Genomic DNA, 14454 nt, shown 5'->3' on the forward strand with positions numbered 1-14454 from the left:
GCTGCTGTCCTTCACCTTGGGTGAATCAAAAAGGCCCACCCCACAAGGGACGGGCCTTTTGACACATCACGCGGCCTCAGAGCATTGACACCAGCGCGATCAAAAGGATCAAAGCCGCTCCGCCTAAAATCACCAAGCTGCGCAAACCCACCATGGCAGGCAAACGCCCTGCCTCGCTTTCGATCAAAGATTTGATCGTCTTGCTACCAAAGGACTTACGATTGCTGTGCGGCACTTCGGGGATCGACACGATCGGCCGAATATTAAGTTCGCGTTCCATCTGGGCTGCTGTGCGGATCACCGGATTGATAAGGTCCAGAAGGAAAGCCAGAAAAAACCCCATTCCCGTGCTGGCAATCAGCCCCGCGATTGCAATTTTCTTACCGCCAGATCCCACCGGATAATCGGGTGTGATCGCCCGCTCCAGCATGGCAAAGCGTTCTGTTTGCTGGCGCGACGCCAGACTTTGCGCCGTTTCCGCCTCGGCCATGCGCTGAGAAACAACGGTGTATTGATCCTGCAACTGTCGCAACTGCCGCTCATAGGCTGAAAGCGCGCGCTCTACCTCGGCCGTATCGCCAAGTGTTGCCTCAAGTGCGGCCTTGCGCGCAGCAAGCGGCGTCCGTTGCGCCGCCAGCACTGACAGGCGTTGGCCGATGTCTTCCAGCCGCCGCCGATCTGTTGCCCGCATGGTTGGCAATGCCCGCACCTGCGCATCTTCGCTTTGCAACCCGGTGGTTTCTTGATCCAGCGCCCTAAGCGATGTTTCAAGCTGCGTTATTTCATCTTGCCGGGCTTCGCGCACACCCGGAAGGGCGCTGCGGTTTGCATCGCGATAGGTCGCAACTTCAGCTTCCAGCTCGGTCATCTGCTGCCACAGACGGTTTTCCTGTTCTTTGAAAAAGGCAAAGCTTGCTTCGGCAGTCGCGCGTTTGCCCTCAGACCCCAGATCAAGCACACTCTGGGCCAGATCATTTGCAATGCGTGCCGCATCTTCGGCATCACCTGCCTGTGCCGATACGATCAATGCTGAAAGCGCACCGGATGGCCCGGTCACCGTCTGAAAACTCACGGAACGACGCATTGCGTCCACCTTATCCTCAACCGACATGCCGGGCGCGTCGGCAAAAAGAGAATGACGCTCGATCAGGGTGATCATATTCTCGCGTGTGGTCAGGCGCTGTTCGATACTGGTCAGCAGCTGCAAGGTGCTGACCGGCAAAGCGGGGGCCTGTCCGCCATCGGTGACCATTGGAAGTTCCACCTGCAATACGGCTGCCGATTCAAATACATTGGGGCGGGTTTTGGCATAGACGGCAGCAAAAATAGTCCCGATCAAAGCCACTGCAAGGATTATCCAGTATCGTCGCCGGACCAGACCAATCAGGTCTTCGATTGTTTGGATCGGACCCATTGATCAGTCCCTGCCATAGCGCAGGCGGCCAAGGCCCCGGTCTTGCGCACGGTTCAGAACAATCCCCAAAAGCGGAATGCGATGTTCGAACAGCGCCTCGCAGGCGCGGATGTCCTTGGCTGTTGTGATCTTGCCATCGGCTACCACCAGCACAGCGTCCACCTTGTCCCGCATTGCCAGCACATCGTCACTCAGAAGGGCAGGCGGCAGATCCATCACTGTAATATCGGGGTCAAGTTGTGTTTCCATTGCTTCCAGCGCTTGTGTCGCGTCTGCGCTGTGCAGAACGTCACCTGCATCCGGCACGGCCTCTCCATTGAAACCGATGGCCAAGGTTTTGCCAACGCGTGAGAAAAGCGACTCGAGCGGCTGAGAGCCATCCAGAAAATCGCGCAAGGCCCCCAAGGGCGCAGCGCCAAACAATGTGTGCAGACTTGGCCGCCGCAAATCGAGGTCTAGCAGCACCGTCCGGCTGCCGGGGCGGCGCGCAAGAGCCATTGCAAGATTGGCGGCCGTGAAGGACTTGCCGCACCCATGGGTGGGCGAGGTGATGCCAATGCGCTGCCAGCCGCGCTCGACCATGGCTTGCGAAATTCGGGTGCGCAAAATGTCAAAGGCAGTGCCGGCAAGGCTTTGGTCCGGATTGATAAACAAACCGTTTCCAGCAAGGTGGTCGGTATCAAGGCTGATCGCGTTGAGCGATTCCCATACGCGTGCCGGGCTGAACAGGGCCAGTGGGTAGGGCTCGGAAAAAATATTCCGACTCAAGTTAATATCAAACTGTTGCGGGCCGCGCTCGGCGTTCTTGCCGGGGCGAAACACCGATACAGACATCGGCCGCTCACGCTGCGATGCGGCATTGTCCTCATCGGACATCGGAAAATTCCCTATATCCAGTGCGTTTTCTGGTGGTATCGCCAAGTTGTTGCTTCGGGCCATCACCTGGCACGCTCCTGAAAAAGCGCAGCGCGGGGGCTGCTTGCCGATACGCCGGTCTGCACAATCGCAAACCAAACCCTTTGACCAATCTGATTGCGGCCTGCTGCACTTTGACCGTGTCGCCGTCGCCTCAGACTTGCCAGACCCCCGTCCAGTAAGAGACATGATTAGCAGATTATCTTCCGAATTGAAAGGCTTTGCCCCTTTTATCCGATGACGGCCATAGCGTTTGCCGCCTCTCGGTTTTAGGGTTGAAATGGGAGAGGCAGAAGCAGCGGAAATGACCTTGATCGTCGATGCAGTTGTGATTGGCAGAAACGAAGGCGACCGTCTGGTTGCCTGCCTTTCTGCGTTGCGCGGACGCGTCCGGCGAGTGGTCTATGTAGACAGCGGATCCACGGATGCCTCGGTCGCGGTTGCGCAGGGGTTGGGGGCCAAAGTCATTATCCTCGACATGGACCGCCCCTTCACCGCGGCGCGCGCGCGCAATGCCGGACTGCTGGCGCTGGCCGAGACTCCGCCGACATTTGTGCAATTTGTCGATGGTGATTGCGTGCTTGACCCTGGATGGCTTCCTGCAGCGATTGAAGCGTTTTCGCTTCATCCGACGGCAGTGGTGGTCTGTGGTCGGCGGCGTGAACGCTTCCCGGAAGCGTCGGCCTATAACGCGATGGCCGACCGTGAATGGAACACCCCTGTCGGTGAGGCCAAAGCCTGCGGCGGGGATGCGCTGATGCGCTTTGCCCCTGTGCTGGCTGCTGGTGGTTACCGGGATGATCTGATCGCCGGGGAAGAACCCGAGCTGTGCTTGCGCTTGCGCCGCGCCGGTGGGACGGTCTGGCGGATCGATGCGGAAATGACCCTTCACGACGCCGCATTGGTGCGCTTTGGCCAATGGTGGAAGCGAATGGTCCGGTCTGGCCACGCCTTTGCCGAAGGGGCCGAACTTCATGGCGCCGGACCAGAGCGTCACTGGGTCGTCGAAAACCGCCGGGCGTTGAAATGGGGCGTAGCCGGACCATTGATCGTGATCATCGCCGGGCTGTTTCATCCGGCGGGATGGGCGCTTGCCTTGGCCTATCCGGCGCAAGTGCTGCGGCTTTCCCGGCGCGGTGGCTGGACATGGGCGCTGCTGACGGTCGCGGGTCGGTTTGCCGAAGCGACGGGTGCTCTGGGCTTTTACCTCGGCCAGGCGTTTGGTCGCAGACGCAAACTGATCGAGTATAAGTAGCCTCAGCCGACCCGTTGTTTCAGCGCCGCCGCGACCTGCCCCGGAAGGATGGCCGCGCAGGCTGCGTAACGCGGAACCAACCGGCGCGGGGCTGAAAGCGCGCGCCACAGCCATTCCAACGCCAGCTTGCGCATCCAGACCGGCGCACGGATCTGCTGGCCCGCCACAAAGTCCAGCCCCGCGCCAAAGCCGCAAAAGCCGATCTGGGGCGTAAGTATTTGACCAAAGGCGGCAAACGCCTCTTGTCGGGGGGCGGAAAGCGAAACGATACACACCCGCGCGCCCGCCGCCTGCATCGCTTGCAACGCGGTTTGCGCCTCTGTGCCCGTGGGATCAAACCCCATTTCTGGCGCGCCGGTCCAGACCACACGCAGGGTCGGGATCTCGGCCTGCAATTGCTGCGCTGCTTTTGCCAGCACATCTGGCTCAGAGCCGTAGAAGGCGACCGGCATCGCCTCATCGGCGGCAAGCTGCAACAGCGGGCGCAGCAGATCTGATCCGGGAACCAGCGCAACCGGACGACGGGCGATCCGGGACAGCCAGACAATCGGGTTGCCGTCTGCCACGATCAGATCCTGCGCCGCATAGGTTGCCCGGTAGCTGGCCGAGGCGCGAAGTTTGACAAGGTGATCAAGGTTGATCGTGGCCAGAGCAAAGCCCTGCCCCTTACGGAACCGCGCCCGGATTTCGACCAGCAGGCTGGGCTGGTCGGGCATGTTCACTGTAATCGTCTGATCTGGATAACGAAACTGCACGGCGGGCCTGCGAACTATGGACCGCGGCCTTTTAGCACGGCCAACTGGCAAAGGGCAGGGGGATCGACGCCGCGCCCGGTGTGCTGGCTCAGTGCGGCAATGGTTTGGTCAGTCTTCTTCACCTTGCCGCAGGCCGGTCTCGTCGGTCCACCAGCAGTAAAGCCGGCCCTCGTCGCGGTAGCGTTCGCTGTTTACCTGATCACCAAGGCTCTGGCTGCGGTGGCATGTCAGCCCGGCGATACTGATACTGCCGGTGGCCGCGTGGCCAAGGTGCGCCGAAATCACCTTATCGATCAGATAGGGGCTAAGTTCGTCGGGCCGGGCACAGGCGGGGTTGGCGATGATGTCTGCCAGACGCAGGCGCTTTGCGTCGTCTGCCGCCAGAATACGCGCCACATCGGCCCGGAAAGCCGCCTCGGTTGCGATATAGGCCTCCAGCACGGGCATTGATTTTGCAGGCGGCTTTTTCAGCTTCAGCTGGCCAGCATCATGCAACATCTTCAGCACCCGCGCGCCGATGGGGGATGTCAGCTGCACATGGGCATCGTGAAACGCAAGCTCACGGTCTTCGTCGGAAAGCCGCATCGTCGCCGGTCGCCCTTCCAGCACCGCGCGGCGCAAGGTGGCCAAAGCCGGAGTGCGGTGGATGTTCGGGATCATGTCGATGACCGCAAGCGCGGGCTTCATCCGCGTTCTGATATCCCAAAGCATGGTTTTCTGGCCTTTCCGCAGCGCAGCGTGCCGCAAGACTTAGCCCTATAGCCCATGATGCAATCCAATGCCACGGGGGGGCCGTGCCGTCTGTCTGCCGCATTCAAGGCGCGGTTGTGCCGTTTTAACGCGTCAAGACAAGCCGGACGATCCATGCTATCGCCAACCCCCGGAGAGCAGACACCCAGACGCCATGCCCATTGCCAATTCGCTTGCCTATACAATGCTGGTCTTGTGGCCCTTTGTTTCGTGGATCCTGTTCACGAAGCTGGATCCGGCACGCGCGTTGATCTGGACGGTGTTGGGCGCCTACATGCTGCTGCCCCCGGTCATTGCCATCGACATACCGATGGTGCCGGGGTTCAACAAATATGTGGTGGCAAATCTCTCGGCGACGGCGGCGGTTGTCTTCTTGCTCAAACAGCGGGTAGAGTTTTTGCCGCAATCGACGCTTGGGCGGACGCTGATCGTCGTGTTCATCCTCAGCCCGTTTGCGACCGTTCTGACCAATGGCGACCAAATCTGGTTTCAGGCATCAATGCTGCCCGCGATGCGGATTTACGATTCCGTCGCTGTGGTCACCAATCAGGTCATCGCCTTGTTGCCGTTTCTTCTGGCCCGCAAGCTTCTGGCAACCGAAGACGCAATGCGGGCGATCATCGTGGCGCTGATGGCCGCAGGTCTGGTCTATTCATTGCCAATGCTGTGGGAGTCGCGCATGTCTCCTCAGTTGAATCTGATGTTTTACGGATACTTCCAGCATGATTTCAGCCAGGCGATGCGCTACGGATCTTTCCGGCCGTTTGTGTTCATGCCCCACGGGCTGTGGGTTGCGTTCTTTGGCATGATGACCTTTGTGGCATCGGTGGTGATCATGCGGGTCGGCCCTGCGATGTCGCGGCCAAGGCAGTTTGTGGTGGCGGGCTACCTGTTTATCGTTTTGCTGCTTTGCCGCAGCACCGGGCCTTTGATTTACGCGGCCTTGCTGGTGGCTCTGATCCTGTTGGTATCGCGGCGTTGGCAGGTGTTGTTTGCGGCGGCGATGGTAGCCGTGGTGATTGCCTATCCGCTGCTGCGCGGGCTGCATCTGGTGCCGGTTGATGACATCCTGAACTTTGCGATGAGCCTGAACGAAGACCGTGGTCGGTCCTTGGCCTTCCGTATCCGAAGCGAAGAACTGTTGCTGGTGCGCGCCGAAGAACGGCCTTGGTTTGGCTGGGGGAACTATGGGCGGGGCATGCTGCACGATCCGGTGACGGGCCAGATCAACGTGATTGCCGATGGTGGCTGGATCATTGTTTTGGGCATGTTCGGCTGGTTTGGCTATATCGGGATGTTCGGGCTGTTGTCGTTGCCCGTTGCTCTGATGGCGCGTGAAGCGTGGCGGCAGTCTTCAGATGCGATTTCCCCCTACGCGGCGGGGGTAGTTCTGATTTTGGCAGCCAACCTGTTTGATCTGTTGCCCAATGATACCATCGTCGCCTTTACCTGGCTGATGGCAGGCGCCGTTCTGGGCCATGCCGAGATGCTGCGCGCCAAACGCAAAGCGCCAGACGCCGCGCCGCCTGTGCCTCTCAGGTCGCAAAGGACCATTTTGTGACCCCGAACTTCCGCCCGCGTGTCCTGTTGATTGCCGAAGCGGCAAACCCGGAATGGGTCTCTGTGCCGTTGGTCGGCTGGTCTTTGGTGCGCGCCTTGGCCAAGGTTGCGGATGTGCATGTCGTGACACAGGTGCGCAACCGTGATGCATTCCTGCGCGCGGGCATGGTCGAGGGCGCAGACTTTACCGCAATCGATTCCGAGGCACTCGCGCGTCCCTTGTGGAAGCTGGGCAACTTTTTGTCAGGCGGGCGCGGCGGCTGGACAATTCAGCAGGCAGTAGCGACGATCAGTTACCCGTATTTTGAACGGCTGGTCTGGCAACGCTTTGGCGCGAATATCCGTGCAGGGCACTATGATCTGGTGCACCGGGTCACGCCGTTGTCGCCCGTGCAACAAAGCCCGATTGCGACCAAGTGCAGGCGTGCAGGCGTGCCCTTTGTGCTGGGGCCGATCAATGGTGGCGTGCCTTGGCCAAAGGGCTTCGAGGCCGAGATGAGGCGTGAACGCGAATGGTTGTCCAAGGTGCGGGGCCTTTACCGCGCACTTCCGGGGCGGCAAGGCACGCTGCGGGCCGATGCCATTCTGTGCGGGTCACGTCAGACCATGCGCGACATTCCGGCAGCGCATCAGGACCGGGTGATCTACCTGCCGGAAAACGCGATTGATCCGGCGCGGTTCAATGCAACCGCCGTGCACGGCGGGCACGGGCCGATGCGCGCTTGTTTCATCGGGCGACTGGTGCCGCTCAAGGGCGTTGACATGTTGATCGCAGCGGCAGCGCCTTTGCTGCGCAACGGGCGTCTGGTGCTCGACATCATCGGTGACGGTGACATGATGGAACCGCTGCGCGCGCAGGCTGCCCCGTTTGGCGATGCGGTTGTGTTCCATGGCTGGAAAGACCACGCACAGGTGCAGGATATCGCCGCGCGCTGTCAGGTGCTGGCTTTCCCGTCAATCCGTGAATTTGGCGGTGGTGTCGTGCTGGAGGCGATGGCCCTTGGCCTTGCGCCGATCGTGGTCGATTACGCAGGTCCGGCAGAGTTGGTGACTGAAGATACCGGCTGGAAGGTGCCCATCACCGGGCGAAACGCTGTCATTGCGGGGCTGGCCGCGCGGTTGGCGCATTGCGTGGATCATCCGCAAGATGTGGCCGCCAAGGGCGCGCTGGCCCGCGCGCGCGTCGATGAACTTTTCACATGGAACCGCAAAGCCGCGCAGATTTTGCGCGTCTATCACTGGGTTCTGGACCCGGATTCACCCAAGCCAAACCTATTTGGGCAAGAATAAGTCAGGGCAGGTTCCTTAATTTGGTCAGGTTTGCTAGATAGTTGAGGGGTCGAATGCGCTTGCCGAGTGTTACCCCCATGTCCGATTCCCTGTCGCCTAATAACCTGTCCGAAACCGACATCGCGATTGTCGGCATGGCGGCGCATGTTCCGGGGGCGGCCGATATCGGAGCCTACTGGCAAAATCTGCGTGACGGGATCGAGTCTATCCGGGTGCTGGACGAGTCTGCCTTGCTTGCGGCAGGTGAATCGCCTGCGCGGATCGCAAAATCAAACTATGTGCCCGCCGCCGCTGTGCTGGACGGCTTCGAAGGGTTCGACGCCGATTTCTTCGGTTTTTCCCCGAAAGAGGCCGCGATCCTCGACCCGCAGCACCGCCATTTCCTTGAAGTCGCTTGGGAGGCGCTTGAAAACGCTGGCCATCCGCCCGAGAAATTCCCCGGCCAGATCGGCGTCTGGGCTGGTTGCGGGATGGGGTCGTATTTCTATTTCAACCTGTGTTCCCACCGCGATCTGGTCGATCAGACCGGCATGTTCCTGTTGCGCCACACCGGGAACGACAAGGATTTTCTGGCCACCCGCGTCAGCCATATCCTTGATCTGAAGGGGCCAAGCATCAATGTGCAGACCGCCTGTTCCACCAGTCTCGTGGCGGTGCATTACGCCACGCAGGCGCTGTTGAACGGCGAATGTGACATGGCCTTGGCGGGCGGCGTCACCATCGAATTGCCTCACGCGCGCGGCTATCTCTATACCGAGGGCGAAATCCTGTCGCCCGATGGCCATTGCCACGCCTTTGATCACCGCGCCCAAGGCACGGTCTTTGGCTCGGGCGCGGGCTGCGTGGTGCTGCGTCGCGCGGTCGATGCGGTGCGCGATGGCGATCATATCTGGGCAATCATCAAAGGGTCTGCTGTCAACAATGACGGCGCTGCCAAGGCTGGCTATCTTGCACCATCGGTCGATGGTCAGGCCCGCTGCATTGCCGAAGCGCAGGCCATGGCCGGGGTATCGGCCGACAGCGTCAGCTATATCGAATGCCACGGCACCGGCACCTATCTGGGCGACCCGATAGAGGTCGCCGCGCTCACCGCCGCCTTTCGCGAAACTACCGATGCGGTCGGGTCATGCCGTATCGGCTCGGTCAAAACCAACATCGGCCATCTGGACACCGCCGCCGGGGTCGCCAGCCTGATCAAGGTGGCACTGGCACTGCATCACCGCGAACTGCCGCCCAGCCTTGGCTACGAGTCTCCGAACCCCGCCATCGACTTTGAAACCTCGCCCTTCCGCGTCAATGACCGGCTGACCGCCTGGAATGCGCCAGTGCTGCGCGCCGGTGTGAACTCGCTGGGCGTCGGCGGCACCAATGCCCATGCCGTGCTTCAGCAAGCCCCCGACCGCGCACCTTCTGCCCTCAGCGACTGGCCGTTTCAGCCTCTGGTCCTGTCGGCCCGCTCAAAGACGGCGCTCGATGCGGCCAGCACGCGCCTTGCCTCCCATCTGCGTGCCAACCCCGATCAACCTCTGGCCGATGTGGCCTATACCCTGAAAGACGGCCGCCGCGCCTTCGACAAACGCCGCGTGCTGGTGGCTGCCACCCATGCCGAGGCCGCAGCCATCCTTGACAGCGCCGATCCCCGCCGTGTCTTTACGCATGACTGGCTGGGTGATGACCCCGAGGTCGTCTTCATGTTCCCCGGCGGTGGCGCGCAATATGCGGGGATGGCGCGCGACCTGTACGAAACTGAACCCGTCTTTGCCGACTGGATGGATCGCGGCCTTGCCGTGCTGGAACCCAAACTCGATTACGACATACGTGCCCTCTGGTTGCCCGAAAAAGGCACCGGGGCGGCAGCGTCCGAGGCGCTGAAAAAGCCTTCGGTGCAACTGCCGCTTATCATGATCACTGAATATGCACTGGCCAAACTCTTTGAGTCATGGGGCGTCACCCCGACTGCCCTCGTTGGTCATTCAATGGGCGAAAACACCGCCGCCGCCCTCGCCGGCGTGATGAGCTTTGAAGACTGCATCGGTCTTGTCCACCTGCGCGGCACCCTGTTCGACACCATCGCACCGGGCGGTATGCTTTCGGTCCCCTTCTCCGAGCCCGACCTGCGCAAAGCCCTTGTCGATCTTGGCTTTTACCTTGGCGAAAACACTCCGGGGGGCGACAGTGCCGCGCCATTGGTCCAGAAACCACTGACGACGGGGTTGGCCCCCGGTTCGACACATCAGCTCGACATCGCTTCGGTCAATGCGCCCGATCTCTGCGTCGTCTCCGGCCCCGATCACACCCTCACAGCCCTTGCCGGAAGGCTCGCCGCAACAGGCGTCGAGACTCAGCGCATCGCCATCGACATTGCCGCCCATTCCGCAATGCTCCAGCCGATCCTTGCGCGCTTTGGCGATTATCTGCGCTCAATTCCCCTGCACCCGCCGCGCCTGCCGATCATCTCGAACCAAACCGGGGTGGCTCTGACGACAGCACAGGCCACCGACCCCGACTATTGGGTGCGGCACCTGCGCGGCACGGTGAATTTCCGCGCTTGCATGGCCACGCTGATGGCAGAGCCGGGCCGCGTCTATATTGAGATGGGGCCGGGCCGGGCGCTCTCGTCGCTGGCGCAGGCCAATGGCGTGGCCTCGGGTCAGGTCATCCCGGCCTTGCGCCACCCCGACCAGCTTATGGCGGATGACGCATGGCACATGGTCACGCTGGCGCGGCTCTGGGCCTGCGGTGTTGCGGTGGACTGGGATCAGATCTGGGGCGAAGGGCCGCGCCAGCGTGTGCCGCTGCCAACCTATGCCTTTCAAAAAAAGCCCTATTTCATTGCCCCCGCCGTCGGCCAGACGGTAGAGGCAGCGGCCTTGCCCGCCCGCATCAATGATGTGTCCGGCTGGGGCTGGGCCGCGCATTGGCGGCCAGTTGCGGCGGGCTTCGATCTGGATGATCTGGCCGACGCCCCGCCCGAGACGTGGCTGTTTTTTCTTGATGATACCGGGCTTTGTGCCACGGTCGCAGACCGTCTGGCTGCAGCAGGGCACCGGGTGGTGCGGGTGCGGTCTGGTGATGCCTTTTCCCGTGACAGCCGGGGCGATTACCGCCTGTCGCCAGAGCGCGGCCGCGAGGGTTACGACAGCCTGATCCGCGATCTGGTGTCGCGTGGGCTGGCCCCTTCACGCATCGTGCATGGCTGGCTGGTGACGGACAAAGAAAGCTTCCGCCCCGGTTCCAGCTTTCTGCACCGCAATATTGAACAGGGCTTCTATTCCCTGCTGTTTCTGGCTCAGGCCCTTGCCGAAGAAAATCTGCCGCGCCCGATTCGTGTGACAGCGCTCACCTCTGGCGCAGCGCAGGTCCGGGGTGAGCCGTTGGCTTATCCTGAAAAGGCGATGGTTCTTGGCCCGGCACGGGTGATCCCCCGCGAAGTTCCGGGCGTGCAGGTGGGGTTGCTCGATATTGGTCCCGGCGATGCCATTGGCGCGGTGCTGGAAGAGGTGTTGTCCGACGTGCCCACGATTTCCGCATGGCGGGGTGGGCGGCGCTATGAATCCGGGGTCCGGGCTGTGCCCCTGCCGGATGGTGGCTTTGATTTGCCCAAAGGGGCCCATGTCCTGATCACCGGGGGCTTTGGAGGAATCGGGCTTACGGTGGCCGAAAGCCTGATCCGTCGCTTTGGTGCGAAGATAACCCTGATTGCGCGGCGCGCCCTGCCAGAGCGTGGGCTTTGGCCTGCCGCCCTTGCCAAAGCAGGCCCCGATGATCCGGTGGCACGGCGCATTCTGGCACTGCAACGGCTAGAGGGCTTGGGTGGTGAGGTTCTGGTGGCCCGTGCAGATGTGGCCAATCTGGATGACATGCAGACGGCAAAGGCGGCGGGCGAAGCGCGCTTTGGCCCGGTTCATGCGGTCATTCATGCGGCTGGCGTGGTTGATGACGGGCCACTGATGACCAAATCCCCTGCCGAGGTCGAAGAGGTCTTTGCGCCCAAACTGCACGGCACGCAGGTGCTGGAACGGCTGTTTGCGGATGGGTCTCTGGCGCTGATGGTGCTGTTTTCCTCGACGTCGACCATCACCGGGCCTGCGGGACAGATCGACTATGTTGCGGCCAATGAATACCTTAATGCCTATGCAAAGGCGCGCGCTGGTGGAAAAACCAGAGTTGTCGCGCTGAACTGGGGCATCTGGCAGGGTGTGGGCATGGCCGCCGAGGCGCTGGCCGACCGCACAGGGCGCCCCGAGGCTCCGCGCATTCCGATCACAGCGCCGATGCTGGACGAGCAAGGCTTTGACCGTCACGGCAACCGGGTGTTCTGGGCCAGCTATGGCCCTGACCGTTGGGTGCTGGATGGCCACCGCACCAAGGACGGCACGGCGCTTATCCCCGGCACCGGCTATCTGGAAATCATGGCCGAGGCATGGGCCGCCCAAGGCGAAGGCGATGCGTTCGAGATCCGCGATCTGACATTCTTCCGCGCTTTGGACGTGCCCGGCGACGCGCGTGAGGTGCGGGCGCGGCTGGTCCGTTCAGACGAAGGATATGGCTTTGATCTGCACTCGGGCCAACAGGTCAAAGGGCGCATGGGCTGGCTTCAACATGCGTCTGCCCGGTTGATGCCTTTGGCGGGCGTGGCCCCCCGGATTGATGTCACTGCAATTGCAGCGCGCTTGCCCGCGCCAGAGCTCGGCGCAGGGCTGGTCAGCCCACAAGAGGCACATCTGAACTTTGGCCCACGCTGGCGCGTGCTGTCGTCCCGGACCATTGGCGCGGGCGAAGGTCTGGCGCATCTGGCGCTTCCGGGCGCGTTCCAGCCAGAAACGGATCAGGGCTGGAAGCTTCACCCCGCGCTGCTCGATCTTGCGACAGGCTGGGCGATGGGGCTGATTGATGGCTATCGGCCCGATCACCTGTGGGTACCGGTGTCTTATGCCGGGGTGCGTGTCTATCGCCCTCTGCCCGCACAGATTGTCAGCCACGTGCGCAATTCGGGGGCCAATTCGGCAGCGCGTGGTACGGCGGCATTTGATGTGACACTTGCCACACCAGATGGAGAAGTCTGTATTGAAATCAACGGCTTCACCATTCATCGCCTGGAGGGTGGGTTAAAGCTGGCCCCACCCGATCCGCGCGGGTTGGAATATGACGCGCCGCAGTCAAAGGCGATATCGCCCGCCGAAGAACGCCTGCTGCACGCATTTTCGCAAGGCATTCGCCCCGAAGAAGGCGCAGACGCCTTTGGTCGGGCCGTCGCTCTGGGTCGCAGTCAGATCATCGTCTCGTCACTGGACCTGCCCGCACTGATCCGCGGGGCGGTAGCAGTCGAGGAGACACGGGCCGAAGGCACCAGTTTTGAGCGTCCCGATCTGGACAGCGATTATACCGAACCACGCAATGATATAGAGCGGACGCTGGTCGGTTTTTGGCAAGACCTGCTGGGCGTGGCCAAGGTCGGGGTGGACGACAGCTTCTTTGACCTTGGCGGTCACAGTCTGATAGCGGTGCGGCTGTTTGCGATGGTCAAAAAGGCCTACCGCATTGATTTCCCGATCTCGGTGCTGTTTGAGGCGCCCACAATTGCCGCCTGCGCCGCACTGATAGACGATCAGATCGGCCCGCAGGACAGTGCCGAACCCAAACCCGAAGCGGCGAAGGCCCCGACGCGGCGGTTTACCCATATTGTGCCGATGCACCGGGGCGAAGGCGGCGCGCGCACGCCGTTCTTCCTTGTGGCGGGCATGTTCGGCAATGTGCTGAACCTGCGGCATCTGGCGCAGCTTTTGGGCGGAGACCGGCCGTTTTACGGGCTTCAGGCGCGGGGGCTTTATGGCGATGCGGTGCCGCACACCGATTTTGTGACGGCTGCGCGCGACTACATTGCGGAAATGCGGCAGGTGCAGCCGGTCGGCCCGTATCTGCTGGGCGGCTTTTCGGGTGGCGGGCTGATCGCATGGGAAATCGCGCGTCAGCTAGAGGCTGTGGGCGAAGCCGTGCCGCTGGTGGTGCTGCTGGACACTCCGGTGCCGTTGCGGCCCGCGCTGTCAAAGGCGGATAAACTGATGATCCGGCTGGCCGAACTGCGGGCCGAGGGGCCAGCGTTCTTTGCGCGCTGGTGGCGCGAAAAACAGGCGTGGAAGCGCGCGCAGGCGGATGTATCCGATCAGGGCGAGGCCGAGTTCCACAATGCTGCCATTGAGTCAGCCTTCCGGGCGGCGCTGCCCCTGTATGACATGACGCCGCGCAACGGCGCGACGGTGCTGTTCCGCCCGCCGCTGGACAAGCACTGGCAGGTGACGGGTGGGCGCTGGGTAAGTGCGGCGCGCGAATTTGTGCTGCATGACAATGACCTGACACGCTTTGCGCCGGGGCTAGAGGTGATCGAGGTGCCGGGCGATCATGACAGCATGGTGCTGGAACCCAACGTGCGCGTGCTGTCGGCACGGATGCGCGTGGTGATCGAGTCGGTCGAGGGGCCGGAACCCGTGACCCGGCTGGCAACGGCGGCAGAATAG

At 61.9% G+C, this 14454-nt stretch carries 8 protein-coding genes; 4 read left to right on the forward strand and 4 right to left on the reverse strand.

What is annotated here, in order from left to right; translation table 11 throughout:
* Window positions 1-76 precede the first annotated feature (76 nt).
* Both Q8K08_RS13170 and Q8K08_RS13175 read right to left on the reverse strand, forming a co-directional pair.
* Window positions 77-1414 carry a Wzz/FepE/Etk N-terminal domain-containing protein gene (locus Q8K08_RS13170; protein ID WP_305250328.1) on the reverse strand — a complete coding sequence of 446 codons (1338 nt, stop codon included), beginning with the start codon at window positions 1412-1414 and terminating at the stop codon, window positions 77-79.
* 3 nt (window positions 1415-1417) lie between these two features.
* Window positions 1418-2290, reverse strand: coding sequence for a CpsD/CapB family tyrosine-protein kinase (locus Q8K08_RS13175; RefSeq protein WP_305250330.1), 873 nt, complete (start codon window positions 2288-2290; stop codon window positions 1418-1420).
* A gap of 343 nt (window positions 2291-2633) precedes the next feature.
* Here Q8K08_RS13175 and Q8K08_RS13180 point away from each other — a divergent pair, with 343 nt between their 5' ends.
* A complete protein-coding gene (locus Q8K08_RS13180) occupies window positions 2634-3584 on the forward strand; it encodes a glycosyltransferase family 2 protein (protein WP_304801833.1) in 951 nt (316 codons plus the stop codon).
* Between the two features lie 2 nt (window positions 3585-3586).
* Here the strand turns inward: Q8K08_RS13180 and Q8K08_RS13185 are convergent, their stop codons facing one another.
* Both Q8K08_RS13185 and Q8K08_RS13190 read right to left on the reverse strand, forming a co-directional pair.
* Window positions 3587-4339 carry a WecB/TagA/CpsF family glycosyltransferase gene (locus Q8K08_RS13185; RefSeq protein WP_305250332.1) on the reverse strand — a complete coding sequence of 251 codons (753 nt, stop codon included), beginning with the start codon at window positions 4337-4339 and terminating at the stop codon, window positions 3587-3589.
* Between the two features lie 108 nt (window positions 4340-4447).
* Window positions 4448-5050 carry a hypothetical protein gene (locus Q8K08_RS13190; protein ID WP_305250333.1) on the reverse strand — a complete coding sequence of 201 codons (603 nt, stop codon included), beginning with the start codon at window positions 5048-5050 and terminating at the stop codon, window positions 4448-4450.
* Window positions 5051-5243: 193 nt separating this feature from the next.
* Between Q8K08_RS13190 and Q8K08_RS13195 the strand changes: the two genes are divergently transcribed.
* The 3 genes from Q8K08_RS13195 (at window position 5244) to Q8K08_RS13205 (ending at window position 14454) form a co-directional block, all read left to right on the forward strand.
* Window positions 5244-6650 carry a hypothetical protein gene (locus Q8K08_RS13195; protein WP_304801823.1) on the forward strand — a complete coding sequence of 469 codons (1407 nt, stop codon included), beginning with the start codon at window positions 5244-5246 and terminating at the stop codon, window positions 6648-6650.
* Entirely contained in the window at window positions 6647-7939 is a 1293-nt protein-coding gene (locus Q8K08_RS13200; protein ID WP_305250335.1) for a glycosyltransferase family 4 protein, read from the forward strand. The genes Q8K08_RS13195 and Q8K08_RS13200 overlap by 4 nt, the downstream gene beginning before the upstream one ends.
* Before the next feature lie 77 nt (window positions 7940-8016).
* Window positions 8017-14454 (forward strand): type I polyketide synthase, encoded by a 6438-nt coding sequence (locus Q8K08_RS13205; protein ID WP_305250337.1) that lies wholly within the window; start codon window positions 8017-8019, stop codon window positions 14452-14454.

Source organism: Pseudotabrizicola sp. (assembly GCF_030684215.1).
Taxonomy (GTDB): Bacteria; Pseudomonadota; Alphaproteobacteria; order Rhodobacterales; family Rhodobacteraceae; genus Pseudotabrizicola.

Bases quoted from the DNA above. Each gene is read 5' to 3' on its own strand.
- Q8K08_RS13170 (WP_305250328.1), bottom strand. From the start codon at position 1,414: ATGGGTCCGATCCAAACAATCGAAGACCTGATTGGTCTGGTCCGGCGA.
- Q8K08_RS13175 (WP_305250330.1), bottom strand. From the start codon at position 2,290: ATGTCCGATGAGGACAATGCCGCATCGCAGCGTGAGCGGCCGATGTCT.
- Q8K08_RS13180 (WP_304801833.1), top strand. From the start codon at position 2,634: ATGACCTTGATCGTCGATGCAGTTGTGATTGGCAGAAACGAAGGCGAC.
- Q8K08_RS13190 (WP_305250333.1), bottom strand. From the start codon at position 5,050: ATGCTTTGGGATATCAGAACGCGGATGAAGCCCGCGCTTGCGGTCATC.
- Q8K08_RS13195 (WP_304801823.1), top strand. From the start codon at position 5,244: ATGCCCATTGCCAATTCGCTTGCCTATACAATGCTGGTCTTGTGGCCC.
- Q8K08_RS13205 (WP_305250337.1), top strand. From the start codon at position 8,017: ATGTCCGATTCCCTGTCGCCTAATAACCTGTCCGAAACCGACATCGCG.